The organism is Bifidobacterium sp. LH_413 (genome assembly GCF_056357015.1).
The window spans coordinates 432439-459263 of the sequence record NZ_JBKEVK010000002.1 but is presented as its reverse complement, the minus strand read 5'-3'; the positions used below and the strand labels follow the sequence as shown (position 1 = coordinate 459263).

The 26825-nt window shown below is 63.8% G+C and carries 18 protein-coding genes and 3 tRNA genes; 8 read left to right on the top strand and 13 right to left on the bottom strand.

Annotated elements, in window-relative coordinates:
* Positions 1 to 111 precede the first annotated feature (111 nt).
* Entirely contained in the window at positions 112 to 1686 is a 1575-nt protein-coding gene (locus tag AC1AYN_RS05890; protein WP_476532540.1) for a glycoside-pentoside-hexuronide (GPH):cation symporter, read from the bottom strand.
* A gap of 398 nt (positions 1687 to 2084) precedes the next feature.
* On the opposite strand from AC1AYN_RS05890, the gene lacZ reads away from it, so the two are divergent.
* On the top strand, positions 2085 to 5372 hold the full coding sequence (gene lacZ / locus AC1AYN_RS05885; protein ID WP_476532539.1) for a beta-galactosidase, LacZ type: 3288 nt from the start codon (positions 2085 to 2087) through the stop codon (positions 5370 to 5372).
* A 1598-nt stretch (positions 5373 to 6970) separates the two neighbouring features.
* Here the strand turns inward: lacZ and gdhA are convergent.
* A complete protein-coding gene (gene gdhA, locus AC1AYN_RS05880) occupies positions 6971 to 8317 on the bottom strand; it encodes an NADP-specific glutamate dehydrogenase (protein WP_476532538.1) in 1347 nt (448 codons plus the stop codon).
* Between the two features lie 153 nt (positions 8318 to 8470).
* Complete coding sequence (locus AC1AYN_RS05875; RefSeq protein ID WP_476532537.1) at positions 8471 to 9235, bottom strand: FadR/GntR family transcriptional regulator; 765 nt, start codon at positions 9233 to 9235, stop codon at positions 8471 to 8473.
* Positions 9236 to 9396: 161 nt separating this feature from the next.
* Here AC1AYN_RS05875 and AC1AYN_RS05870 point away from each other — a divergent pair, with 161 nt between their 5' ends.
* The 3 genes from AC1AYN_RS05870 to gnd all read left to right on the top strand — a co-directional run bounded on the left by AC1AYN_RS05870 (position 9397) and on the right by gnd (position 12359).
* On the top strand, positions 9397 to 9924 hold the full coding sequence (locus AC1AYN_RS05870; RefSeq protein WP_476532536.1) for a gluconokinase: 528 nt from the start codon (positions 9397 to 9399) through the stop codon (positions 9922 to 9924).
* A 106-nt stretch (positions 9925 to 10030) separates the two neighbouring features.
* Positions 10031 to 11359, top strand: a complete 1329-nt coding sequence (locus AC1AYN_RS05865) for a GntP family permease (RefSeq protein WP_476532535.1) — start codon at positions 10031 to 10033, stop codon at positions 11357 to 11359.
* Positions 11360 to 11483: 124 nt separating this feature from the next.
* Positions 11484 to 12359 carry a phosphogluconate dehydrogenase (NAD(+)-dependent, decarboxylating) gene (gnd, locus tag AC1AYN_RS05860; RefSeq protein WP_034525618.1) on the top strand — a complete coding sequence of 292 codons (876 nt, stop codon included), beginning with the start codon at positions 11484 to 11486 and terminating at the stop codon, positions 12357 to 12359.
* A gap of 551 nt (positions 12360 to 12910) precedes the next feature.
* On the opposite strand, the gene AC1AYN_RS05855 is transcribed toward gnd, so the two are convergent.
* Positions 12911 to 12993 (bottom strand) — tRNA-Ala (locus AC1AYN_RS05855).
* Positions 12994 to 13387: 394 nt separating this feature from the next.
* On the opposite strand from AC1AYN_RS05855, the gene AC1AYN_RS05850 reads away from it, so the two are divergent.
* The gene (locus tag AC1AYN_RS05850; RefSeq protein ID WP_476532534.1) at positions 13388 to 13834 is read left to right on the top strand and encodes a hypothetical protein; all 447 of its coding nucleotides are present in this window, start codon (positions 13388 to 13390) and stop codon (positions 13832 to 13834) included.
* A 674-nt stretch (positions 13835 to 14508) separates the two neighbouring features.
* Positions 14509 to 14850, top strand: coding sequence for a hypothetical protein (locus tag AC1AYN_RS05845; protein ID WP_476532533.1), 342 nt, complete (start codon positions 14509 to 14511; stop codon positions 14848 to 14850).
* Between the two features lie 931 nt (positions 14851 to 15781).
* Here the strand turns inward: AC1AYN_RS05845 and AC1AYN_RS05840 are convergent.
* From AC1AYN_RS05840 to AC1AYN_RS05825, 4 genes are all read right to left on the bottom strand, one after another.
* Positions 15782 to 17119, bottom strand: a complete 1338-nt coding sequence (locus AC1AYN_RS05840) for a tyrosine-type recombinase/integrase (RefSeq protein WP_476532532.1) — start codon at positions 17117 to 17119, stop codon at positions 15782 to 15784.
* Positions 17116 to 18303 carry a tyrosine-type recombinase/integrase gene (locus tag AC1AYN_RS05835; RefSeq protein WP_476532531.1) on the bottom strand — a complete coding sequence of 396 codons (1188 nt, stop codon included), beginning with the start codon at positions 18301 to 18303 and terminating at the stop codon, positions 17116 to 17118. The genes AC1AYN_RS05840 and AC1AYN_RS05835 overlap by 4 nt, the downstream gene beginning before the upstream one ends.
* 234 nt (positions 18304 to 18537) lie before the next feature.
* Positions 18538 to 18610 (bottom strand) — tRNA-Ala (locus tag AC1AYN_RS05830).
* Between the two features lie 80 nt (positions 18611 to 18690).
* Positions 18691 to 18764 (bottom strand) — tRNA-Ile (locus tag AC1AYN_RS05825).
* Positions 18765 to 19397: 633 nt separating this feature from the next.
* Between AC1AYN_RS05825 and AC1AYN_RS05820 the strand changes: the two genes are divergently transcribed.
* Both AC1AYN_RS05820 and AC1AYN_RS05815 read left to right on the top strand, forming a co-directional pair.
* Complete coding sequence (locus AC1AYN_RS05820; RefSeq protein ID WP_476532530.1) at positions 19398 to 20213, top strand: M48 family metallopeptidase; 816 nt, start codon at positions 19398 to 19400, stop codon at positions 20211 to 20213.
* Between the two features lie 162 nt (positions 20214 to 20375).
* A complete protein-coding gene (locus AC1AYN_RS05815) occupies positions 20376 to 22028 on the top strand; it encodes a peptide ABC transporter substrate-binding protein (protein WP_476532529.1) in 1653 nt (550 codons plus the stop codon).
* A gap of 178 nt (positions 22029 to 22206) precedes the next feature.
* On the opposite strand, the gene AC1AYN_RS05810 is transcribed toward AC1AYN_RS05815, so the two are convergent.
* From AC1AYN_RS05810 to AC1AYN_RS05790, 5 genes are all read right to left on the bottom strand, one after another.
* On the bottom strand, positions 22207 to 22686 hold the full coding sequence (locus AC1AYN_RS05810) for a Dps family protein (RefSeq protein ID WP_476532528.1): 480 nt from the start codon (positions 22684 to 22686) through the stop codon (positions 22207 to 22209).
* 77 nt (positions 22687 to 22763) lie between these two features.
* Entirely contained in the window at positions 22764 to 24077 is a 1314-nt protein-coding gene (locus AC1AYN_RS05805) for a hemolysin family protein (RefSeq protein ID WP_476532527.1), read from the bottom strand.
* 91 nt (positions 24078 to 24168) lie between these two features.
* On the bottom strand, positions 24169 to 25065 hold the full coding sequence (locus AC1AYN_RS05800) for a hypothetical protein (RefSeq protein ID WP_476532526.1): 897 nt from the start codon (positions 25063 to 25065) through the stop codon (positions 24169 to 24171).
* Between the two features lie 62 nt (positions 25066 to 25127).
* Positions 25128 to 25742 (bottom strand): sugar O-acetyltransferase, encoded by a 615-nt coding sequence (locus AC1AYN_RS05795; RefSeq protein ID WP_476532525.1) that lies wholly within the window; start codon positions 25740 to 25742, stop codon positions 25128 to 25130.
* Positions 25743 to 25823: 81 nt separating this feature from the next.
* Positions 25824 to 26468, bottom strand: a complete 645-nt coding sequence (locus tag AC1AYN_RS05790) for a carbonic anhydrase (RefSeq protein WP_476532594.1) — start codon at positions 26466 to 26468, stop codon at positions 25824 to 25826.
* Positions 26469 to 26825: the final 357 nt, after the last annotated feature.

The following is a 26825-nucleotide window of genomic DNA, read 5'->3' as shown; positions in this document are numbered from 1 at the left end:
CCCTGATCTGCAACGGAAAACCGTAACAAACCGAGGAGGGAACCGTGCGCATCAAGGAGGGAACCGTGCCTGTCGAGGAGCCGTCACGCTGTCGTGACAGTAGGTACCTCGCTAGCCGAGCAGCGCGGCCTTGGCGATCTCCTTGCCGTATTCCGGCTCGCCGTCGCCGCCCATGCCGGCTTCGAGTTGGCGCACGATGCGGGCATGCGCCTTCTCGCTGAGCTTCACGCCGAACAGGAACGTGAGGAAGCTGATCACGATGAACGCGAGCGGCATGTAGAACGCGAACCCCTTGAATGTGGCGATGTTCGCCGGGGTCATGTCGCCGGCCGTGGCCGTGCCGATCATGCCGGCGGCGACGGCTACGAAGCCGACGAATCCGTTGGACAACGCGCCGGCGATCTTGTCGAGCATCGGGCGCACGGAGAGTGTCACGGCCTCGTTGCGGCGGCCGGTCTTGAGCTGCCCGTATTCGACGGAGTCTTCAAGGCACAGGATGCCGGTCATCTGGATGAGCGTCTGCGGCGCGTAGAAGAGCACCAGCGCGGTGATGACGACCGTGATGTTGGTCGGTGCGATGATGAACAGCACGTAGGCGCATCCCATCATCGCGATGCCCGTGAGGAACACGGCCTTGCGTGGGATGCGGCGCGTGACGACCGGGAACAGCGGCGCGAGCAGGATGCCCGCCACGAACGGGATGATGCCGGTGATCGAGAACAGGTCGGAACGGTTGACGACGTATTTGAACAGGTACACCATCACGCCGCCGGTGGCCACGTTCGCGAACGAGTAGAACAGGTAGGCGAGGGCGGTCCACATCAGCTGGTCGTTGCGTCCGAGCGCCTTGAACGCCTGCAGCGGGTTGCCGTTCGCCTCGGCTTTCCTGCGCAGCGCGCTGTCGTTCTCCTTGACGCCGAAGCCGACGGTCCAGCAGGTGAGAATGCCGATGAGCGCGACGATGACGCCGAACGCGGTCCAACCGCCCTGCGTCTGCGTGGTGTGGTCCATCGCGAACATCGTGGTGATCGGGATGACGGCGATGGTCAGGCCGTTGTAGCCGAGCGAGCCGAACAGCGTGCCGGCGGCGGTGTAGACGGAGCGTTCGTGCGAGTCGGAGGAGATGGCCGGCACCATGCCCCAATAGGAGATGTCGCGCAGCGAGTAGAACACGTCGAGCACGATGAACACGATGACGAACGTGATGATGAACGCGGTGGTGTTGACGTTCACCAGGCCGAACATGCCGGTGAAGATGATGAGCAGCAGGATGGCGGAGACGGTGCCGCCGATGAACTGCCATGGGCGGAAGCGGCCGATTCGCGTGGTGGTGTTGTCGACGAGGTTGCCGAGCAGCGGGTCGATGAAGATTTCGGCGATGCGGATGATCATCACGAGCGAGGTGATGACGCCGATGAGCTTAGCCGCGAGGGCCTTGTCGATGCCGGCGAACAGCGACGTGGTCGCGTAGACTACGAAGTAGGTGCTCAGCGCGTTGTAGAAGAGCGCTTGGCCGAAGTTGCCGAACGCGTAGGCGGCGAGACGCCCTTTGTGGATCGTCGGCGCGGTGGCCGCGGTGGTCGCGGTGGTCGCGGCGGATTGGTTCGGGTGCGGTGCTGCCGGTCGTTGCGGATCGGATTGCTGGGTTGGTGGCGTATGCGTGGGTTCCGTGGGCGTGGCGGACATCCTGTGCCTTCTTTCGACGGTGAAGCCGCCCGGACGTTGTTGTCCGGACAGGTGCGATTGAGTGTATCGCATTACTTAAAATAAGTAAAATCGTAACTAAATATCGTTATAAAAACGGCTGTCGGTAAGGCGTGTCGCGAGTGTGTTGGTGTGCTGCCGATGTGCTGTTGGAAGGCGGTGTCGGCGGTGCGGTGTGCGGCGTCGTGTGTGATGTTGCGTTGGTGGCAGTGCGGCGATTGAAATGCCCTGCCGTCGGAGTGGGCGCGTGTCGTGGTTGCGTTATCGTATTGGCGACGGTAAATTTAGTAAACGATTTATCCCGGTGGGAAATCACGAAGTCGTGGTGCACAACAATCAAGCATCGGCGCACCATCGGGACCAGCAGAAAGGCAATGATTATGACCAGTCTCACCACAGCCGGATGGACAGGCGGGCAATCATCCGCGCAACCGGTCGCCGCCGACCGCTTCGATCCGGCATGGCTCACCGACCCGCGCACGTTCGCCGTCAACCGCCTCGCCGCCCACTCCAGCCACCGCGCCTACGACCACGTCCCGGCCGCGGGTGAGGCGTCCGACCTCAAGCAGAGCCTCGACGGCACGTGGAAGGTCGAACTCGTGGACCTCGCCGACTACGGCAAGAGCACGCTCGCCGAAGCCGCCTTCGCCCAGCCCGCCTACGACGACTCCGCATTCTCCCCCATCGACGTGCCCTCCGCGCTCGAAGTCAAGGGATTCCTCAAGCACCAGTACGTGAACCAGCAGTACCCGTGGTCCGGCCATGAGGCCCCGGTTGCGCCCGGCATCCCCGAACACAACCACGTCGCCCTGTACCGCCGCGCGTTCGCCACCGCTCCGAAGACCGCCGCCGCGATCCGCGACGGACGCACCGTCACCCTCACCTTCCACGGCGCCGCCACCGCGATCGCCGTGTGGCTCAACGGCACGTTCGTCGGCTACGCCGAGGACTCCTTCACCCCCAGCGAGTTCGACGTCACCGGAATCATCCGCGAAGGCGCGAACACGCTCGCCGTCGCCTGCTTCGAGTTCACGTCCGCGAGCTGGCTGGAAGACCAGGACTTCTGGCGTCTGCACGGCATCTTCCGCAGTGTCGAACTTGCCGCGCATCCGCGCGTCCACGTCGCTGACCTCAAGGTTGACGCCGACTACGACGCCTCGACCGGCGAGGGCGTGCTCGACGTCGTCGCGACGGTGGACGGCCTCTCCGGCGCGGCCGGCATCATGGATGGTGTCTCCGGCGCGGCCGGCGCGACCATCGACCTCGCGCTGCGCGACGCGGCCGGCACAGTCGTGTGGGGCGAGACGAAGACCGTCGCCGACGTGACCGCCCCCGCCGCCGCGCAGGGCACGGTCACGTGGCACGCGAACGTCGGCCAGGTGAATCCGTGGAGCGCCGAGGATCCCGCCCTCTACACGCTGGAACTCGTCGTCGCCGGCGCGGACGGCGCGCTCGTCGAAGCCGTCCCGCAGCGCATCGGCTTCCGTCGTTTCGCCATCGAGGACGGACTGATGAAGCTCAATGGCAAGCGCATCGTGTTCAAGGGTGTCAACCGTCACGAATTCGATGCCCGCACCGGCCGCACCGTGCCCGAATCGGACATGATCGCCGACATCCGCTTCTTCAAGCGCCACAACATCAACGCCGTGCGCACCTCGCACTACCCGAACGAGAGCCGCTGGTACGAACTGTGCGACGAATACGGCATCTACGTGATCGACGAGACGAACCTCGAGACGCACGGCAGCTGGACCTCCCCCGGCGACGTGCTCACGCCCGACCTCGCCGTGCCCGCGAGCCGCGACGAATGGCGCGGGGCGTGCGTCGACCGCACGCGCAGCATGATGCGCCGCGACTACAACCATCCGAGCGTCGTCATCTGGTCGCTCGGCAACGAGTCGTTCGGTGGCGACGTGTTCCGTTCCATGTGCGACTTCGTGCATGCGAACGACCCGCATCGCCCGGTCCACTACGAGGGCGTGTTCTGGCAGCAGGAATACAACGACGTCTCCGACGTGATGAGCCGCATGTACGCGAAGCCCGCCGAGATCGAGGAACTATACCTCGGAGACGACGCCAAGCCGTACATCTCCTGCGAATACAGCCATTCGATGGGCAACTCCACCGGCGGCCTGCACCTGTACACGGCGCTCGAGAAGCACCCGAAGTATCAGGGCGGATTCATCTGGGACTTCGTCGACCAGGCGCTCGTCCAGAGGCTCCCAGACGGCACCGAGCGCCTCGCCTACGGCGGCGACTTCGACGATCGTCCGAACGACTACGAGTTCAGCGGCGACGGCATCGTGTTCGCCGACCGCACCCCCTCCCCCAAGGCCGCCGAAGTCAAGCAGTGCTACGCGAACGTCAGGCTCGTGCCGGACGCGCACGGCGTGACGGTCACGAACGACAACCTGTTCGTGTCCACCGCCGGTTATGTGTTCACCGCGCGCGTGCTCGTCGACGGCGTCGAACGCTGGCACGCCGACTACCGCTTCGACGTGCCGGCCGGCGAGACGCGCCGCGAGGCGGTCGGGTTCCCGTCCGTCACCGATCTGGTGGACGTGACGGCGGGCGGCGATTGCGATTGCGGTTGCGCGGTCGGCGGCCGTCACGAGGTCACATATGAGGTCGACCAGCGTCTCGCCGTCGCCACCGACTGGGCGCCGGCCGGGTACGAGCTCACGTTCGGCCAGCACACGGCCGTCGTGTCTGTGGACGGCGACGGTGCCGGTGCGGCGGGCGGTCGCGCGTGCGACGTCGCCGCGACGCGCGCGACTGTCGCCGCCGACGGCTTCAACGCGGGAATCCACGACGACCGCGACGAGATCATCCTGTCGAAGACGCAGGGCGGCATCGTGTCGTTCCGTCGCGACGGACGTGAGATGGTCATCCGCCGGCCGAACCTCACGACGTTCCGCGCGCTCGTCGACAACGACCGCGGCAACGGCTCCGGATTCGACCGCGCGCAGTGGTTCGCGGCGGGCCGGTACGCGCGCGTGACCGGCACGTCGGTGGAGCCGACGGCCGACGGTCACGGCCTGACCGCGCGCTACGACTACGAACTTGCCGACGCCGCGCACACGCCGGTCGTCGTGCGCTACGACGTGGACGCGTCGCTGCGTGTGCATCTGACGGTGGAGTACCCGGGCGAGGCCGGTGCGGCCACGCTGCCCGCGTTCGGACTCGAATGGAAGCTGCCCGCGCAGTACGATCGCCTGCGCTTCTACGGACTCGGACCCGAGGAGACCTACGCCGACCGACTGCACGGCGCGAAGCTCGGCGTGTTCTCGCGCACGGCCGAGGAGGATTGCGCGCCCTACCTCGTGCCGCAGGAGACCGGCAACCATGAGGGCGTGCGTTGGGCGGAGATCACCGATGAATACGGGCACGGCATGCGCGTTTCGGCGGGTGACGTGCGCGGGTGCGGGTGTGGTTGCGGTGCTGACGCCTCGCCGTTCGCGGTGAGCCTGCTGCCGTACAGCTCGCTGATGCTCGAGGAGGCCATGCACCCCGACGAGCTGCCGCCGGTGCGCAACATCTACTTGCGTCTGCTCGCCGCCCAGATGGGTGTCGGCGGTGACGACACGTGGGGTGCGCCCGTGCACGACGAGTTCCAGGTGCCGGCGGATCGGCCGCTCAAGCTCGACGTGACCCTGGAGCTGCTGTAGACGCGGTTCGGTCCGGGAAGGTAACGGGTCGGTCCCTATATGATGGAACCGGCCCGTTACTGACTTCGTACGCACATACCAGAACTTCGTATCAGCTTCGTATCGGTGGTAAGTAAGTACGAAGTTGATGCGAAGTGCATATTGTACTGCGGGGTGATCGTTATTCCCCTCCCGCTGGCGGGAGGTGGCGCGTGGCGCCGGAGGGTGGTCGTGGATTGGAATCCGATGCGTCGGCCAGCATGAGGCTGGCCGTTTCGGGCGCGGGGTCGGCTGTTTTCAGACGTGGGCCAGTTGGTCGTTCAGTGGCTGGTTGTTTAGACATGGGCCGGCCGTTTCGGGATGCGGGCGGCGGGCGCGTGCGGTGCGCGGCTCCCCATACCCCGCTCCCACACCCTATGCCCATACTTCGCGTCCCGTGTCCCGTGTCCTACGTCCCGTGTCCTATGCCCCGTGTCCTATGCCCCGTGTCCTATGCCCCGTGTCCTATGCCCCGTGTCCTATGCCCCGTGTCCTATGTCCCGCGTCCCGTGTCCCGCGTCCCGTGTCCCGCGTCCCGGACGGGGCTGCTCCACAACACGTGCCGGAGAGCCTGTTGTGGAGCAGCCTCCCGCCGCGACCCCCGCGAAAACCCCTGTTTCCAGTGTTCCCGGCCCATAAAGTGCGCCACGACTCCCCGGAATCCCGGCTCCCGCCCCCGTTGTGGAGCGGGCCCGCTCCACAACAGCCGCCGGTATCGCTCCCACCGCGCGTTGTGGAGCAGACGGACCCCCAAATCGCGCCACAATTCCCGCGAACCGCCTCCCACGACCAAGTTGTGGCGCACCAGCGCTCCACAACACCATCCCCGCACAGCGTTGTGGAGCACAGGGACATCCCCAGGCCCGAAGACAGGCTGTCCGCATCACCCCGGGAGGCCGCTCCCCGTCCGGCCGCTCCTCCCTAGCGTCAGAAATCCCGGACGGTGGGGCCGTTCTCCCGAATCCGGGACGCTGAGAAGGACTCAGCATCCCGGATTCCGGATGAAGCCGCTCATCTCCGGGATATGTGACGCTGAAAAGGGCTCAGCATCCCAAAATCCGGACGAAGCCGCTCATTTCCCGAAACCGGGACGCTGGGGGAGAAAGCCCGGCGTCAGGAATCCCGGACGAGGCCGCTTATCTTCGGGATTGCTGGCTGTGTCTGGCATCGGGGCGCATATATCGATGTGTGTCGTCCTGCCGGTGGCGGAGGCGGCGACACCCCCCTCGGGGAGGGAGTGGAATCCCGGCGTCTGCCCGCCCGCGGCCACCCTCCGGCGCTGCGCGCCACCTCCCGCCAGCGGGAGGGAAATGAAAATCCAACCGCACGGCCCATACACACCAAAATACGAAGAGCCCATATTGTGCGCGGCTCGGTCTGTGAGGGGCGCGGTTCGGTCCGGAAAGGTAACGGTTCGGTCCTTATAAGTAACGGTTCCCTCCTTGGTTTGCCGCGGGAAAGCGTGGCAAACCAAGGAGGGAACCGTGTGTGTTGGGGCGGGAACCGTGATGGTCGGGGAGCGGGCTCACCGAACCGTACCGCGGGTTCCTCGGCGGGTCCCTCAGCGGGTCCCTAGCGGGTCACAGGACGCCCTGGGCGACCATGGCGTTGGCGACCTTGACGAAGCCGGCGGCGTTCGCGCCGAGCATCAGATCGCCCTCGTGGCCGTACTCCTTGGCCGCCTTCAGCGACTCGGCGACGATCGACTCCATGATGGACTTGAGCTTCGCGTCCACCTCGTCGAAGGTCCAGCTCAGACGGTAGCTGTTCTGGCTCATCTCCAGGCCGGAGACGGCCACGCCGCCCGCGTTCGCGGCCTTGGCCGGGCCGTACAGCAGGCCGTTCTTCTGGTACACGGCGATGGCCTCCGGCGTGGACGGCATGTTCGCGCCCTCGCACACGACCTTGCAGCCGCCGGCGACCAGCGCCTCGGCCGACTTCTCGTCGATCTCGTTCTGCGTGGCGCACGGCAGCGCGATGTCGCACGGCACGGTCCACACGCCCGAGCATCCCTCATGGTATTCGGCGCCCGGCACGCGCTCCGCGTACTCCTTGATGCGGCCGCGCTCGACCTCCTTGATCTGCTTGACGACGTCCACCTTGATGCCTTCCGGATCGTAGACGTAGCCGTTGGAGTCGGACACGGTGACGACCTTCGCGCCCAGCTGCTCGGCCTTCTCGGTCGCGTAGATCGCGACGTTGCCGGAACCGGAGATCACGACGGTCTTGCCTTCGAACGAATCGCCGCGCAGCACGCGCAGCGCCTCGGCGGTGTAGTAGCAGACGCCGTAGCCGGTGGCCTCGGTGCGGGCGAGCGAGCCGCCGAACTCCAGGCCCTTGCCGGTGAGCACGCCGGAGTACTCACCGCGGATGCGCTTGTACTGGCCGAACAGGTAGCCGATCTCGCGCGCGCCCACGTTGATGTCGCCGGCCGGCACGTCGGTGAACTGGCCGATGTGCCGGCACAGCTCGGTCATGAACGCCTGGCAGAAGCGCATGACCTCGGCGTCGGACTTGCCCTTCGGGTCGAAGTCGGAGCCGCCCTTGCCGCCGCCCATCGGCAGCGTGGTCAGCGAGTTCTTGAGGATCTGCTCGAAGCCGAGGAACTTGATGACGCCCTCGTTCACGGTCGGGTGGAAGCGCAGGCCGCCCTTGTACGGGCCGATCGCGGAGTTGAACTGGACGCGGTAGCCGCGGTTGACCTGCACCTTGCCTTCGTCGTCCGTCCAGGCGACGCGGAACTTGACCACGCGCTCCGGCTCGACGATGCGCTCGAGCACGCCCGCCTTCTCGTATTCCGGATGCTTCTCGACGACCGGCTGCAGGCTTTCGAAGACCTCCTGCACGGCCTGCAGGAACTCCGGCTGGTCGCCGTCGCGCTTCTCGACCTGCGCATAGACGCGCTTGACGTACTCGTTCGTGAGCATAGTGAAACTCCCCTTTGGGTTGGACCATCAATAGACGGTTCCGATTGTAGGTGCGAAATCGAGAAACGCTCAAGAGGTTGGGATGATATTCGCCATCAGGTGGACATGTGGGAGTCTGGACGCGTCCGCGCCGTCCGCCGCGCTCACGTCAGTTCACGTCAGGTCGAGCGCCTCGACGACCTCGTCGACGATCGCGTGCATCGCCTCGCGCGCACGGTCCGGGTCGCCGCGCCACACCGCCTCGGCGACCGCGTCGTGCGCGTCGAGCGCCGCCGGTTCCGGCCGTTGCGGGTACATGTGCAGTTCGACGCGTCCCCTGAGTACGATGCCGATGATGTCCGCCATGCCGGCGAACAGTTCGTTGCCGCTGTTGAGCAGCAGCGCCGAATGGAAACGCACGTCGAGCTCGTGGAAGTCGGCGAGGTCGCCGGTCTCGCCGGTCCTGCGCAGTTCGCCCGCCATCACGGGGAACATCGCCTTCGCCTCCATCGTCGCGTTGCGTGCGGCCGCGGCGGCCGCCGCCGGTTCGACGGCGAGACGCAGCTCGGTGAGCGTGCGCAGCTGCTCCTTGCGCCGCGACGACATGAGTTTCCAGCGGATGACCTGCGTGTTGAGCGCCGCCCATTCCGCGACCGGCCTCGGCACGAGGCCGACGCGGCGGCGCACGGTCACGGCGTTCATCGATTCGAGGTATTTCGCGACTTCGCGCGCGACGGTGCGTGACGTGGAGAAACGGTCCTGGATGGCTTCCAACGTGAGCGGTTCGCCGGGGTTCCAGCGTCCGTCGAGGATGTCGACGGCGAGTTCGTCGGTGATGGCCTGATGCAGCAGTTCGCTCGGGGTGTCCAGATTCGGCTTCGCCTGCGCCGATGCCTTCGCCTGTGATGCTGGCTTCGGTCCGGTGGTGTCGTCGCCCATGATGCCCTCCTTGACTCGTCTCATCATACTAATCCGCGGAAAAATCGAACGATTTCCGAAAAAGTAGTACTTTTGACTTGACAAGTACGATTAAATCATCGTATAGTCATATCAACAAATCAACGAGGTAGTTGACCGACGGAACCAAAGGAGATTCACCAATGAGTATTCATGTCGTCGTGATGGGCGTCGCCGGATGTGGCAAATCCACCGTGGCGGAAGCAATCCGCGACCGACTGGGCTACACCATGGCCGAAGGCGATGACTTCCACCCGCAGGCCAACATCGACAAGATGAGCGCCGGCCACCCGCTGACCGACGAGGACCGCTGGCCCTGGCTGCGCGTCATCAACACGTGGATGGTCGCCCGCGAGGCGCTCGACCAGAACACCGTCGTCTCCAGCTCTGCCCTGAAGCGCGCCTACCGCGACCTGCTCGGCGAGAACGTGGACGTGTTCTTCGTGCACCTCGCCGGTTCCGAGGAGCTGATCTACAGCCGCCTGTCCGCCCGCAAGGACCACTTCATGCCGCCGTCGCTGCTCGCCAGCCAGTTCGCCGACCTGCAGCCGCTCGGACCGGACGAGAACGGCGTCGTCGTCCCCGTCGACGGCACCATCGACGAAGTCGTCGAACAGGCCGTCGCCGCCGTCAAGGCCTACCAGGACAGCAAGGTCCCGGTCGCGGCCTGAGCCTCGGCCGTATGACTACCCCTCAGTCAGCCTTCGGCTGCCAGCTCCCCTGACAAGGGGAGCCGAGAATACAGCACGTTCTTCCAATGAAGTCAAGGACAACATCATGAATCTCATCATCGCGGCCATCGTCGGCATCGCGGCCATCGTGCTGCTCATCGCCGTGGCCAAGGTCCACCCGTTCATCTCGCTCATGGTCGGCTCGTTCGTCATGGCCGTGTGCGCCGGCGTCCCGTTCGACGAATCGTGGAACAGCTTCACGTCCGGCGTCGGCTCGACCGTCTCCAACGTCGGCCTGCTCATCGGCTTCGGCGCGATCGTCGGCACCCTCCTGTTCGCCTCCGGCGGCGCCGACGTGATCGTCGACACGATCATGGAGAAGACGCCGCTGCAGATGCTGCCGTGGGCGATGGCGCTCATCGCGTTCATCGTCGGCATCCCGATGTTCTTCGAGGTCGGCGTCGTCATCCTCATCCCGGTGGTCCTGTTCGCCGCGCGCCGCGCCAAGATGCCCGTCGTGCTCATCGGCATCCCCGCGCTCGCCGGCCTGTCCACGCTGCACGCGTTCGTGCCGCCGCATCCCGGCCCGCTGGTCGCGATCTCCGCGCTCAACGCGAACCTCGGCGTCACCCTCGGCCTCGGCCTGCTCGTCGCCATCCCGACCGTCATCATCTCCGGCCCGCTGATGGGCCGCATCATGGCCAAGTGGGTGCCGATCCAGGCGCCCGAGCAGGCTGCCGAGAAGGAAGCCGTCAAGGACGAGTCCAAGCGCCCCTCCTTCGCCCAGGCGATGACCGTGATCCTCCTGCCCGTCGTGCTCATGCTCGCCGCCTCCGTCGTCGACCTGACCGGCCAGAAGGAAGCCCTGTGGGGTCGCGTGCTCGTCTTCATCGGCACGCCGCTCACCGCCCTGTTCATCACCGCCGTCGTCGCGATGGTCCTGCTCGGCTTCATGCAGGGCCGCACCCGCGAGTTCATCAACGGCGAGGTCGGCAAGTCCTTCGCCTCCGTGGCCGGCATCGTGTTCATCGTGGCCGCCGGCGGTGGTTTCAAGCAGACCCTCGTCGACTCCGGCATCGGCGACGTAATCGCCAACGGCATCACCGAATCCGCGATGAACCCGCTCATCGCCGGCTGGCTGGTCGCCGTGCTCATCCGCCTCGCCACTGGTTCCGCGACCGTCGCGACCGTGACCGCCTCCGGCATCATGGTGCCGCTCGCGCAGGGCATGAGCCCGACCCACCTGGCGCTGCTCGTGCTCGCCATCGGCGCCGGCTCCGTGTTCTTCTCCCACCTCAACGACGCCGGCTTCTGGCTCGTCAAGGAGTACTTCGGCATGTCCGTCTCGCAGACGCTGAAGACCTGGTCCCTGATGGAGACCGTGCTTTCCGTCGTCGGCCTCGCCTGCGTCATGCTCCTCTCCCTCGTCTTGTAACGCTCCCCCACTTCGGCCCCCTCTGACGAGGGGGCTGTCATCCGCAGGATGACTGGGGGAGAGAACACCCGACAGAACGCCTAATCCCCACCCAACCCACACCGCTGTGAAAGGAAACCTTGAAATGCAGATTGGAATGATCGGACTCGGCCGCATGGGCGGCAACATGGCCAAGCGTCTCGTCGCCGGAGGTCACCAGGTCGTCGGCTACGACATGTCCCCCGAATCGGGCCGCGACGTCGACTCGCTCGAAGCCCTCGTCGCCGCGCTCGACGCCCCGCGCGTCGTGTGGGTCATGGTCCCGGCCGGCAAGCCGACCGACGACACCATCACCCGCCTTGGCGAACTCCTCGAAGCCGGCGACATGATCGTCGACGGCGGCAACACCCGCTACGTGGACGACGCCCGTCACGCCGAGGAGCTCGGCAAGCTCGGCATCCGCTTCATGGACTGCGGCGTCTCCGGCGGCGTGTGGGGCATCGACCGCGGCTACGCGCTCATGGTCGGCGGCTCGAAGGAGGACTTCGAGTTCATGCGCCCGATCTACGAGACCCTCAAGCCGAACGACGACTACGGTCTCGTGCTGGCCGGCCCGGTCGGTGGCGGCCACTTCGCCAAGATGGTGCACAACGGCATCGAATACGGCATGATGCAGGCGTTCGGCGAGGGCTTCGCCACGATGGTCCGCTCCGAGCTCGTCGACGATCCTGCCGCCGTGATGACCTCGTGGAAGTCCGGTTCCGTCGTCGGATCCTGGCTGCTCGACCTGCTCGCCAACGCGTTCAAGGACGATCCGACGCTCGAATCGATGCCGCCGGTCGCCAACGAATCCGGCGAGGCGAAGTGGATGATCGAGGCGGCGCTCGAACTCGGCGTGCCCACCCCGGCCACCGCGGCCGCGCTGTACGCCCGCCAGACCTCGCGCGGCGGCGGCGACGACACGCTGCGCGTCGTCTCCACGATGCGCGCCCAGTTCGGCGGCCACGTCACCAAGGCCTGACGTTCGGTTCTCTCTCCTTTCCTTCAACCACCTTCAACCAACATGAAGCGCCCGAGACGGTTTTCCCATTTCCGGTGAAAGCCGTTCCGGGCGTTTCGTCGGTGTACGGTGGATGTCATTCAGCGCACCGGCGGCATGGTCACCGGTCTGACCGGTACCATGCTCCTGCTCGCCGCCGCCGGCATCAGTCTGACGATTTGGCGCAAGCGCCGCGCCTGATCACGCCTGTCTCGTGCCCCGCGCGGAAGCGGACCGGCGATTTGCGCCCCGCGTGGGAGCGGACCGGCGATTTGCGCCCCCTTCAGGGGGAGCTGTCCAGCGCAGCCGGACTGAGGGGGTATCCGCCGGGTATACGCGACCAGCTACCCCCTCAGTCGGCCTTCGGCCGCCAGCTCCCCCTGAAAGGGGGCGCAAACGACTAAATCACCAGACACACAATTTGGCCTATAACCCGGCGCGCATCAGTAGGGGCGCGGATGCGCGAGTAACGAAAAACCCTTGGAATCGATTTGATTCCAAGGGTTTTTCGTTCGGCAATCCGTTCGTTGCGATGGTGGAGCATACCGGGTTCGAACCGGTGACCCTCTGCTTGCAAAGCAAGACACAAATAAGCCTTGAACCCTTATAATACGCCATTTTTGGGGTGGCTTATGTACCGTCGTGCGATATACGTGCGATTAGCCGTGAAATTGGTAGTGCGACATGCCGTCAACCCATGCCCGCACATGCCTAAACCTTGGTATGTTGCAGGTATGACGAAACCATTGACGAACTTGGATGCGGCTAGGCGCTTGCATAGCGCAATGGCCGCGCATGGCGTTTCGTCTGTCGGCTCGTTTGATGATTATGTCAATGAACTGTCCGCGCAAGGATGCAACCGGGCTACACGTCGTCACAAGTTCGGCAATATGGGGATACATAGTAGATTTCCCGTGCTGTCCGCCAAGTCGCGGCTAGTTCGGGGCCATGTGGCACACGTTCTACGTGATTGCTTCAAGACCAAGGACTACAGACGGTTGGAAGCGTTGATGCTGGAAGCGATGGACGCTCAAGGCATGGATGCGCGGATTGCGGTAGAGCACGCGCGGCGATTGGTGGGTGTGCTCGAAAAAACGCCGGACGCGCAAGCGCTTGAGCCTGTGATGTTCGTGTTGTGTCTGGGAGTGGTGAGTCACGCGAACCGTCGCGCCGAAACATCAACCGAGTACATAGTGTTGATAGTCGAACACGGCGATGCCGACTTGCTCCACGCTAGTGCACAACTTGTTGCGGCTTTCGCGCTGTGTCTTCTGTTTCTTGACTGGTTAGGGGACTACCGTCCTGATAGCCCGCCCCCTGATGTCACGCCTGATGTCGCGTCTTTGGTTGCGGCGGCAATACTCATGCCGCGTGCTCCTCAGCTCGTGTCGGTATGGCGGCTTCGCATACGCGAGGGCCGTTTAGACCGGGCTCTATTGCTGGTTGTATTCCGCTAACTGACGCGCGCCCTTGTCTAGGCGGCCCCCTGTACCCGACATAGGGGGACACCATGGAGAACAATACGTATCGGCTGCTTGACCGTACCGAAGCCGCCGATTATCTCGGCATATCTACGACGGCGTTGGATAGGCTGACGCGAAAGGGACATATTGCCTATATCGATGCCCAAGTAGCGGCGAAGCTGGCCGTCCTACACGTAAATGGACGATAGGCGACCTGAACGAGTTTGTAGACAGTCGTCGTCGCCGTGCCACGCCGCAACCGAGAGAGGTTAAGGCCGCGCCGAAACGACGACGTTCCCGCACTCGTGCTGTTGATTTGCAGAACAGCAGCGCCGCCGACGTTCTCGCCCGTAACAAGGCGGGTGAACGATGACGCGTAAGACTAAGACTGTTAGCCGTACCACGGGTGAACTCAAAACATACATAGTCCGCCGCATACTTGCATATCTTGTTCAATCGTGCAACGCTGTGACGTTCACTCGCGTGGATTACCTCACCCTTGCCCGCCGTTCCGGTCTGCCTTGGATATGGTACGGCTCCGACAATGCGGAAACCATAGTGACGTTACGTGCCGGTCTTGCCCGCCTTGAACGCGCCGGAATGGTGAATGTGAAGGGACTGACCCATAACGATGTGCTGGTGAGGTTGCGACAGTCAAGGGGTGGGCGATGAACGAATTGGACGGCAACGCATGTAAGCGCCTGTATCTCTATATCGTCGAACGGCAAAAGAACAGGTGCGGATATTACGATATGGCCTATTACGATATGGCCCGCCATCTTGGCTTGCCATGGCATACCGGCACGGTTCACGCGCTGCGTCGCGCTTTGGAAAAACTCATGTCGCTTGGCCTTGTGCGTGTGAAGCCGAGCGAACGCCCCAACTCGGTGCGTCTGCTCTTGCGTATGAATCCTAGACGTGCCGCCGAAGAACATGGCCCGTGGTGGCTTGACGACTCGCTGGAGACCGGGGGCGTGTCTGACCCGTGGGCGGTGTTCGCCAATGGGTAACGGGTTGACGAAATGGGCGGGGCGGATATGCGGCCTGTACAGGCTCTCGCCATTGTCTCAATGTGTCTTACTACGCATGGCGAACACGGCAACCGACCCCGACGCGAAGGATAGCACACAACCGGGCGGACGGCGGGCGGTCTACTGGAAGTCGCGCGCTGCCCTTGCGATGGAGATATACGGCGATTCCGACAAGGCCCGGTACCTCGATAGGCCGATAGCAGACCTACGTCGCGCGGGTCTCATCGTCCCCGAAGGCGCACCGTCCCACAAAGGACATGTGCAAGAGTATCGACTATGTGTCTATGAGGCAGTGGCATTGCGGTATGACGAGTTGAAAACTATATATCCCAACGACGCGCAACACCTCGGGCGTATCCTCCGCATGTTCGAACGAAGATAGAGACTATGGGCGTGTATCTGTACATACATCATGTGGGTGCAGATACACGCCCTATGCACCTACATGATGTGTAGCGATGCACATACATCATGTGTAGCTGCACCTACATCATGTGTAGTAATGCACATACATCATGTGTAGATAGCACCTACGTCATGTATGTGCCAAAGGTAGTAAGGGATTAAGAAGGGATGATAAGGGATTAAGAAGGGAGGTCAGCTTTTTGAGAATCATGGTTCATGCGCAAGAGCCCGGCACCTTTCTGTTTTCTCTCTAAGGGTGTTTGAAAAAACGTTTTTTTTAACGATGATTCCGAAGGGACACCCCGCGCCCACCGTTTCACTTCCCCCAACTCAGAAAAATAAATTCCCCACTTTGGTATAGAAAAACACACTAAAACGAGTATGTTTCCCCACTTGAGTGCAAATAACGCCCTATTATAGGGATAGAACATCATTTGTGTAACGGTAGAGAGATTCAAGGGGCCGGCATCCCCCTATCGGAGTGACGGCCCCTGATTCATCCCGGCTAATCGGTCATATCGACATATCGGCTAGCTGATTCGTACATCTCGGCGCGCATGGTCTCAAGGCCGACCGAGATGTTTCCCGATATGGTGCCGTCGTTGGTGCTCCGCAACTCTATGAAGCCTCTCGCTTGCAGCAACCGCGCCCCGGCCCTTACCGTACTGCCGCGCCGCGCGTGGCCTTCGGGCGGAATGTGCCATGTCTCCGCGAACGCTTCGGCGGGGATGCGGAACGAACGCGGGTCGTCGCCGCGCACCATATCGACCAACGGCCCCGTCTCGCCTTGCAGCATGGAAACGAGGATACCGGCGATAAGCATATTCGCGCGTTCTACTGCGATGCTGTTCGTCGCCGTCCTGCGTGGTGCCTTGCGCCGCGTGCCGTGTCCATTCTCATAGCGGTAATGAATCTTGCCGTTCCGGTGCCGTCTCACTTGCGCCGTCGCGTCCTCCACCGGTTCCACGCTCGGCAGCGGCTCCGGCCGCTCGGGCTTCGGCGGCTCCGGTGTGGAAGGCTGCGCCGTCATCGTGGTGGCCGACACAAGGCCGCGTAGCCTGTCGTCCGGCAACGCCGTATACGCCATGGTGGTTTCCGTGCTCGCGTGGCCGAGCGCCTTGGACACGCCCAGCATGTCGTGAGATTCCGCGTAGGCGACCGTGGCGAAACGGTGCCGTAGCTTATGCGCCGTGTACCCATCCGGCAGCAACCGGCTGACGTGTTTCCCGATATAGGACACTTCCACATGCCCGCCGAAGCGGCCGGGGAACACATACCCGCGTGCGGCGACGATTGCGGCGGCTACATCGTTCGGCAACGGGATGATACGTTGCTTGTCGCCCTTGCCATGGATGATAAGCGACTTGCCGCCGCTGGAATCGTCCACCACGTCCCGGCTATGCACCTGTGCTATCTCGGCGCGCCTTAGTCCGCACTCGGCGGCTAGTAGAATCATCAACCGTTCCGAAGCCGTGGCGCGCTGCAATGCGTCATGTATCACGCTATCCGGGCACGGCATGGGCTTCGGCTTCGCCTTGCGCACGCTCGGCAGCGCTTCGGCCGGATTGTCCGCGCGCCCTTGCTCGATATGGCAATACCACTTGAAGAACGACGAAAACGAGTTCTTCACGCCCTTCTTATACTCACGACTGGGGCAACGCCCCAACGCCCGCACCAAGTCCTTGGTGGTGACTTCGGCCGGTGAGACACCGGCAGCTACCGCGAAACGCCGCATATGGCTACGCCGCGACGCTATCGTGTTCGGACTGTAGCCCATAGCCTCTAGGTAGTCGAAATAAGCTGCAAGCGGCTCGCGCCAAGCTTCGGGCAATCCCCGCGTCACTGTTCCACCCCCTTGACCGTCTGACGGTCTGCGACACTCGCCATAGCGTCCATGCGCGCGGCAAGCTGCAAGTCGTCTTCTTCGGTGGCATGCTGGTATATAAGCGCCGCCCGCATGCTGCTATGGCCGATGCGCTGCATGAGTTCCTTGGTGGTGGCCCCGGACTTGGCCGCAATCGTTGCGCCCGTATGCCGCAAGTCATGGAAACGCAAGTCAGGACGGCCCGCTATCTCACGCGCATGCCTGAACATCTTGCCTACGCTGTTGTTCATCATGGGCGTTCCGTTACGTGTGCCGAACACATACGCCGTGTTATCGGTTCCGGTGTACCGCGCCATATGCTCCATAAGAGTTTCCGTTAGAAACGCCGGTAGATACACCACACGACGCCCCGCATCCGTCTTCGGTGTCACGCCATCGTAAAGGATGCCGCCTATCTTATATGTCTGCTTATCGACGTTTAGCCGATAGAACGTCGCTCCGCTCTTGTCGGCCACAAGCACCACGTCGGCGCGTTTCAGTCCGGCTAGTTCACTGAAACGCAATCCCGACCACGCCGCCACATAGATAAGCGCCCGGTAGCGTTCCGGCATGTTCGCTGCGATTGTGTCCAACTCGGCAAGCGTGGCGGGCTTGCGCTCTGCCGCCTTGACCTGTGCCGCCCCCTTAAGGACGCAAGGATTGTGTCGTATCACCTCATCCCGCACGGCTTCGGCCATGATGGTGTGCAGCAATCGGTATGCCTGCGATATGCGTGTCTTGCCGGTGCTGCGTTTATTGGGCATATCGCCGGCGGCGGCGCGAAGCGCAAATTGCTTCACAAGTTCGTTCCGCCATTGCTTGACCGTCAAAGGCGTGATGTCGTTCATCGATATAGCCCCTAGCGTTGGGAACAACAGCTTGTCGAGCAAATTGGAGTACAACGCTTGCGTCTTCGGGGCTAAATCCCCCATGTGCCCCTCGAACCACGTCAGCGCGTACACCTTGAACGATTGTTCGGCAAGACGTGGATCTATCCACTCATTGCGGTTGATGGATACACGCACGTCGCTAAGCCATGCGTCGGCTTCTGTCTTGTTCGCGAATGTGTCGGGCGCGGTGAAACGTTCGTCGTTCATCATGTATGAAGCTTGGTATCGGCCCGAAGGCAATTTACGGACATACCCAAAACCTCGGCGTGCCATGTCATTGTCCTTTCAATCTCGGTCGTGCGATATCGTGCGATAACTCCGGCAAGAAACTTCTCAGCCCGGCGTGTCGTGCGATATACGTGCGATTACGTCTGATGAATAGGGCCTAAAAATGCCTAGATTTGCTTGGAGGGAGTTCAGCCACGAACACCGAAGGCGGTAACGAAAAACCCTTGGAATCGGCTTGATTCCAAGGGTTTTATCCAGTCGTTCACATCGTCGCGTTCGTGGAGCATACCGGGTTCGAACCGGTGACCCTCTGCTTGCAAAGCAGATGCGCTACCAGCTGCGCCAATGCCCCGAATGGGTCGTGCACAACGAATCTGAACTTGTCCGGATAGAAAAAAAGAGCGGCTCAAACATGGCCGCTGGTTTTTCCTGTGGGCCCGGGAGGACTTGAACCTCCGACCTCATCCTTATCAGGGATGCGCTCTAACCACCTGAGCTACGGGCCCGTCCATCGCGCTTCAGCAGCGCAACGAGTAGATATATTACATGCGATTCGGGTGGTGTCAAAATGGACCGCTCTTCGGCGTGTCGCGGCTTGTTTCCGCCGTTTGCGGTTCGCTCCATCCTTTCGACGGTTTGCTCCGGGGTTTGCAATGTTTTTCCGTAGCAAACCCCGGGGTGAACCGTGACTGTCGAGGAGGGATGCGGTGTGACTGCGGGGCTGGGGTGTGGGCTCCCTCTGACGAGGGAGCTGTCCGCCATAGGCGGACTGAGGGAGAGATAGCTGGGATGTGACGTCATGGCGGAATGTCGCGTTCGGAATGTCGCGTTCCAGCTATCTCTCCCCCACCCGGCTTCGCCGGGAGCCCCCTCGTCAGAGGGGGCCGGGATCGTCGTGACTTGCTTCGCCGGGAGGCCGACCGCAATCAAGGACGGCCTGCGGCCGACCTCATATTGGCTCGCCTGTCGGCTCGCACATCGCCTACAAACGCCTCTGGCGTTTGCTTGACGGCGATGTCCCGTCAGAGGGGACAAGACCGTAGTGTCCGGCTACGCCGGGAGCCGACCGCAATTGCGAGCAGTCTTCGGCGGCCTGTTGGGCTGTGCGGCCTTGTCCGTCTTTGCGGGACAATGGCGGTATGCCGTATCGCCGTCGTCCTTCCGCTGCTGCGCCGCGTCCTTCCGCCGTTCCGCGCGCTGCCGTTCCGCGTTCCGTTGCCTCCGTTCGCGTCATCGAGGTCGATGGTCTCGAGGTGGTGGTGACGCGCAAGCGCATCCGGAACCTGTATCTGCGTGTGAAGCCACCGACCGGGGCGGTCGAGGTGTCTGCGCCGATGCGTATGGCTGAGCGCCGCATCCGCGATTTCGTGCGTGAGCGCCGCGACTGGATCGTCGAACAGCAGGCGCGCATCGCGCAATCCCGTCGTCTCGTGGTCGAGGAGATGGCGGCGCACGGTGCGGCGGATGCCGTCGACGTACCGTTGGAGGGTCTCGACGATGCGTCGTTCGCGTCGCAGCAGCCGCTGTTCGACGACGCCGATGGAGTGGTCGGTGGCACGGACCGACCGTATGCTCCGAACGCCCAGAATCCCCCCGCCGTGGCACCCGCGTTCGAGTGGACGGACGAACGTCGTCGCGAGGCGGCGGCCGCGATCGAATCGCAGCTGCCGGCGCTGCTCGACAAGTGGGCGCCGATCGTCGGCAAACGTCCTACGCACGTCACGCTGCGTCTGATGACGTCGCGATGGGGGTCGTGCACGCCGAAGACCGGCCGCATCCGCATCAACCTGCAGCTGGGGCTGATGGAGCCGCGGTTCCTCGAATACGTGCTCGTCCACGAACTGACGCACCTGTGGGAGCATGGCCACGGGCCGCGCTTCCGCGCGCGCATGGACGCGTATCTGCCGGGATGGCGCGCGTTGCGCCGCGAGCTCAACCGTCGCGCGGTGCTGTAGCCCGTCATCGGCAACGTCGATGACGACGCTGGCGTGTTCCCCTCCCGAAAGCGTAATGTCCGTGGCGATTGTATGGTGATATGTCATCGCACATGTCGATTCGAGATATCACGAACGACCACGAGATATCGCAACCAACGGAAGCAACGGAAGAGGACCATCATGCGCACAGGACTCACGAAACGCATCACCGCCGCGCTCGCCGCGACGCTCGGACTCGCGCTCGCGCTGTCCGGCTGCGGCGCGACGGGCGACACGGATGCGAGCACCGTCGAACAGACCGACGGCAAGCAGGTGGTCGTCGTCAACGACGTCGAACCAGCGAGCGGGCTCATCCCGTCCGACACGAACGACCTCGCCGGCTGGAAGGTCGTGACGCAGCTGTTCGAAGGCCTCGTCACGTTCAGCGACACCGGCAAGCTGATCTACGCGGATGCCGAGTCGATCACGCCGAACGACGACGCCTCCCAGTACACGATCAAGCTGCGCGACGGCCTCGAATTCTCCGACGGCGAGAAGATCACCGCCGAGACGTACGCGAAGTCGTGGTCGTTCGCCGCGAACGCCGCCAACGGCCAGATGGGCGCCGCGATCTTCGCGACGATCAAGGGCTACGACAGGCTGCAGGACGAGCACGGCGACAAGAACGCGCAGCTCGAAGGCCTCAAGGTGATCGACGACCGTACCCTGCAGGTCACGCTCGCCGCGCCCGACTCGTCGTTCGACTACAAGGTGGGCGACGTGGCGTTCCTGCCGCTGCCGTCCAGCGCGTACAAGGACATCAAGGCGTTCGGTGAGAAGCCAGTTGGCAACGGCCCGTACCAGTTCGCATCGTGGAGGCACGACAGCGAGATCAAGCTCACGCCGAACCCGAAGTACACCGGCCCGCGCAAGGCGCAGAACGGCGGCGTCACGTACAAGCTGTACACGAACCTCGAATCCGCGTACGCCGACCTCACCGCCGGCAACCTCGACGTGCTCGACTCGATCCCCAACAGCGCGCTCGCCACGTACAAGAACGAAGGCTCGATCCAGTCGTTCAGCAAGGCGGGCCCCGGATTCAAGGCGTTCACGATCCCCTCGAACCTCAAGCACTTCACCGGCGAGGAGGGCCGTCTGCGCCGCGCCGCGATCTCGTACGCGGTGAACCGCGACCGCATCGTCGACAAGGTCCTGCGCGGCACCGCCACCGTCGCCACCGACTTCACCGCGCCCTCGATCGCCGGCTATTCGAAGTCGCTCGACGGCTCCGACGTGCTCTCCTACGACGCCGCGAAGGCGAAGGAACTGTGGGCGAAGGCCGACGCGATCTCGCCGTGGGACGGCACGTTCCGCCTCGCCTACGCCTCCGATTCCGGCTCGAAGCAGTGGGTGGACGCGATCGTCAACTCGATCAAGAACGCGCTCGGCATCGACGCGAAATCGTACCCGTTCCCCACGCAGAAGGACTTCTCCGGCGCCGTGCACGACCGCACGATCGACGCCGCGTTCACGCAGGGCCTCCAGTCCGACTACCCGCATCCGGAGGGCTACCTCGTGCAGGCGTACGATTCCTCCGCGGCTGACGGCAAGGGCCTCAACAACGGCGATTACAAGAGCTCCGAGTTCGACTCGCTGATTGACGAGGCCGCGAAGCAGACCACGCTCGACGGTTCGGTGAAGTATTACCACCAGGCCGAGGAGCTGCTGCTCAAGGACCTGCCGGTGATCCCGCTGTGGTACGGCAACGTCTCCGCGGGCGCGTCCAAGTCCGTCAAGAACGTGAAGTTCAACTACATGGGCCTGCCCGAGTACCAGAACCTGGTGAAGGAGTAAGTCGGGCTCCTATGTAAGCGTCCCGTAGTCCGGAAATTCGCCCATTGCTCCGGACTGCGGGACGCTGGGGACAGGTGCCCAGAACGAATGAGCGGCGGAACATACGGGGATGAGTCTCCGTATGTTCCGCCGCTCGGCGTCTTGCGTGGTGCTACGTGGTGCTACGTGTGGTGCGGCCTCACGCGAGGTGGGAGCGCATGAACCACTGGAACTTCTCGAGCTCCTGCACGTGGTCCTGGATAATGTTGGAGCTGATCACGTCGAGCTCGTCCAGCTCGGCGATGGCCTTGCGGTCGTCGGCGATGAACGCGTCGTAGTACTCGATGAGCGCCTTGAGGTACTCTTCGGTGCCGGCGCGGCCCTCGACGTCGAACGGCTTCCACGTGCGGTTGCGCGTGATTGCGTCGGCGCGGCCGTCCGGGGTACCGCCCAGCGTGGCGATGCGCTCGGCGGTCTCGTCCGCCTGCGCGAGCACGACCTCGACCTGCGGGTCGAGCATCTCGTGCACGGCGATGAAGTTCGGGCCGGTCACGTTCCAATGCGCGTGCTTGAGGACGAGCGCCGCCTCCTGCTCCTGGCTGAGACGGTTCTGCAGGATGGCGATGGCCTTCTCGGAGGTCGCTTCGTCGAGACCCGGGACGATGAATGCAAGTGTCATGGTGTTCCTTCCTTCCGTGATCGGAACATCTCCCCACGGGAATCTCCCGCAGGAAGTCTTGACTCCGAGTCTACCCGTTATGCCTCGGCATGGTCCGGGGCGCCGGCTTTGCGGACTTCAATCGTGTCGATGCGGCGGCCGTCGACCTTGGTGACGACCATGTTGTAGCCGTCGGCGTGCAGCACGTCGCCGACCTCGCCCATCTTGCCGGTGTGCGCGAGGAAGTAGCCGGCGACCGTCTCGTACGGGCCGTCCTCCAGTTCGATGCCGGTCAGATCCTCGAAATCCTCGAGCGTCATGCCGCCCTCGATCGTCGCCACACCATTGACGAACGCGGTGCGGCGGTCGCGACGCGCGCCGCCCGGCTCGCTCGGCAGATCGTATTCGTCGCGGATGTCGCCGACCAGCTCCTCGGTCATATCCTCCAACGTGACGATGCCATCCGTGCCGCCGTACTCGTCGATCACGACGGCCAGATGAATGCCGCGCTTGCGCAGCAGCTCGAGGCTCGGCAGCAGCTTCGACGTGCCCGGCAGCGAGATGCCCTCGCGCGTCACGTCGGACACGGTCTTCGCATCCGGATCGCGCACGTCGAGCAGGTCGCGCACGTGCACGAATCCGATCACGTCATCGAAATCCTTGCCGGTGACCGGATACCGCGAATACGGCATCTCACGCACGTACGCGGCGGCGTCGGGGATCGTCATCGCGCCGTCGAGGAAGACGACGTCGGCGCGCGGGCGCATCACCTCGGCGACGATCGTCTCCGACGCGTCGAACACGTCGTCGAGAATCGTGCGCTCGTCCTTGCTCAGGTTCGTGTTCGAGTTGACGAGCACGCGCAGCTCGTCGTCGCTCACCTCGGATTCGGTCTCGTTCGGGTCGAAGCCGAGCAGACGCACCAGACCGTTCGTGTTCTTGCCGATCAGCCAGATGATCGGGCTGCACACCTTCGCGAAGATGTCGATCGCGGGCACCACCGCGCGCGCGATTGCCTCGGTGCGCTGCATGGCGATGCGCTTCGGCACCATCTCCGAGATCACGATCGAGCAGTAGGAGATGATGAGCGTGAGGCTGATTGTGGTCAGCGGCGCGGCGATGTGCGCGGGCACGCCCCAACCCTCCACGACCGGCGTGATGTACGGGGAGATCGACGATTCGCCGAACGACGCGGACAGAAAGCCGCACAGGGTCACGCCGATCTGCACGGTGGACAGGAACGTGTTCGGGTCGCGGGCGATCTTGGCCACGCGGGCGCCGCGGGCGTCCTCCTGCTCCATCTGGTCGACCTGGGAGCCGCGCAGGCTCACCAGCGCCAGTTCGGTGCCGGAGAAGATCGAACCCAGCAACAGGAAGACGAAGATCAGCAGGATGTTCAGACCAAGTGACATGCCCCCCACTCTAAGGGGCCGGCACGTCAAATCGCGGCGGTCCGGGGCGGTCCGGGGGCGGTCCGGCGGCGGCTGGTGGTTTGCCGGGCGCTCACGAATACCGCGGGTCGTCCTCGAGCCCCACGTAGATGGGGCCGGTGACGGTGTCGTAGTAGTGAAGCAGCATGTGGTCGGAGTGGATGCTCAGCAGGTCACGCGCGATGCGGTTGTTCGCGCTGATGCTGCCGTCGTCCTCACACGATCCGGCGTCGAACGTCAGCGCCGGTGTGAACGTCATCGCGCACACCTGGTAGTCGCCGTCGTCGTCCGATTTCGTTTCGCACGTCACCGTCGGGCGTTCCACCGCCATCGTCTTCGGCCCTTCGGCCAGCGCGGTCGCATATGAACCTGTACAGACCAGGCCGTAGCCGAACGCTGCGACGGCGATCAGCGCGGCGATCATGGCCTTGAGGAATTTGTTCCGGCGATACCATCGGACCGTCAGCGCCGCGATGGCGAATCCTCCCACGATGCACAGCACCGCGATGCCCAAGCGGATGTAAATCGCGTTTGCATCATAGCTGCCGTTGATGCTGGAAGCCAGGAACGGCAGCGTGAAGGGAATGATGACCGCGAACAACGCCAGCGGATACAGGAAGACCCCGAAGAGAGTGAGGATTCCCTCGAGAACCATGAGGGCGACATGTCCTGCGCCTTTCAGCACACGCACAAGCAGGGAATCGGTATCGGCGACCTGGAGCGACTTCGGGCGCGTGAACATGGATGATTCGGATGATTTGTCATGCGAATCCTTGATGCGCGTATCGGCGCTTGCTCCAGCGTGTGCGTGCGCGCTGTGCCCCGTGCTGTCCTCCGTGTCGAGTCCGATGCCGTCGTCGAAGGGGACCTGCGCCCCGTCGCGTGAACCGTTCACTGTACCTGCCTTCGCCCGTCGTCGTAGCGTTTCCGGTGTTCCCACTTCAACGATACGTCCGCGGCGGGCCGTCACTCGTCCGCCCGCATGAACATTCGATGAAATGCGCCGGCAGGCGGGAACGGGGGAGCGGTGCTTCAGATGTCGTCCGGGATGCGGCGGTCGCGCCAGTAGTATTCGCGGTCGTGTTCGTCGATCTCTCGGATGACGCGCGCCGGCGTCCCCACCGCGACGCTGTTCGCCGGCACGTCCTTCGTGACGAGGCTGCACGCGCCGATCACCGCGTCGTCGCCGATGGTGACGCCCGGCAACACCGTCACGTTCGCGCCGATCCACACGTTGCGGCCGATGTGGATCGGCTCGGAGAACTGGGCGACGCGTTCGCGCAGGTCCGGGCGGATCGGGTGACCGGTGGTCACGAGCGTGACGTTCGGGCCGATCATCGTGTGGTCGTCGATGACGATCTCGCCGTCATCGACGAGCGTCAGGTTGAAGTTCGCGTACACGTGGTCGCCGAAATGCGTGCTGATGCCCCAGTTGGCGTGCACGGGCGGCTCCAGGTACACGCCTTCGCCGAAATCGCCGAACAACTGCTCGGCGATCTCGCGGCGCTTCGGGTCTCTCGGGCGCGTGGCGTTGAAGTCGTAGAGCAGGTCGAGCTGCTCCTTCTGCGCGGCGTCCATCTCCGGATCGTCGCAGAAGTAGATGCCCGGCGAGTGCATGATGTCGAGCACGCGCTGCGGCACGGTCATGGTGGTCTCCTTCCGTATACTCCGTGCGGGGATTGGCGGGCGGCGCGGGGCGCTTCGGCGGGCGCCCGGCGGGAGCGGAGCTCAGAACGACAGCACCTCGACCAGTCCGTCGTGCATCACGTAGCGGGCGCCGGCGATCATCAGACGTCCCTCGGCCAGCGCGAGACGAATCACTTCGCTGCCGTCGGCCAGCAACTCGATCGTGCGGGCCACGTGCGCGCGTTCGAAATCGGCGGCGTCCTCGAGATCGGCGTCCATCGCCTGCGCGACCGACGTGCCCACCTCGCGCACGATCGGCGAATCCTGCGCGGCGAGCATCGCCTCCAAGTGGTCGGCGTGCGCCTCGTCGCGGGCCGCGCCCTCCGGCACGTCGAAGCAATCGCAGTCATCGAACCGGGTCGCGAGTTCGGCGACGCCGTCCACGGCCGCCTTCACCGCGCCGCAGCCCTCATGACCAAGTACGACGATGAGGCTCACGCCCAGATGCTCCACCGCGTATTCGAGCGAGGCGATGACCGCGTCGTCGAGCACCTCGCCGGCCGTGCGGATGTCGAACAGGTCGCCGAGACCCTGATCGAAGATGATCTCCGGAGGCACACGCGAATCGGAGCAGGAGAGCACGGCCGCATCCGGGTGCTGGCCGTCGAGCAGGCGCTCGCGGGTCTCGCGGTCCTGCCACGGGTGCTCGGCCGCCCCCTCGGCGAAACGGCGGTTGCCCTGCAGCAGGCGGCTCCACGCGGCGTTCGCCTTCGCCTCGGGGGTGTCATGGGATTCGAACGGTTCGGTCGATTCGAACGGTTCGGTCGGTTCGCTGAACGCTTCGGACATGCGGGCTCCTCGGAGTATGCGTTGCGGATCGCGGCCACGATCCACCGGAATCCAGTGTAGAAGGTGCGTGGGCCGAAAGGCTTGTACGCGGTTGGGAGGGATTGGAGAGAAGAAGGGAGGAACCTGCGTGGTTGAGAGGTGAACCTGCATGGTTGCGGGGTGAATCTGCATGGTTGACAGATGAACCTGTAGGAAGCAGACGCGAACCTGCATGGTGTGGGTCTGAAGAGCCGCCACGTTTTGGAATGGCATGTG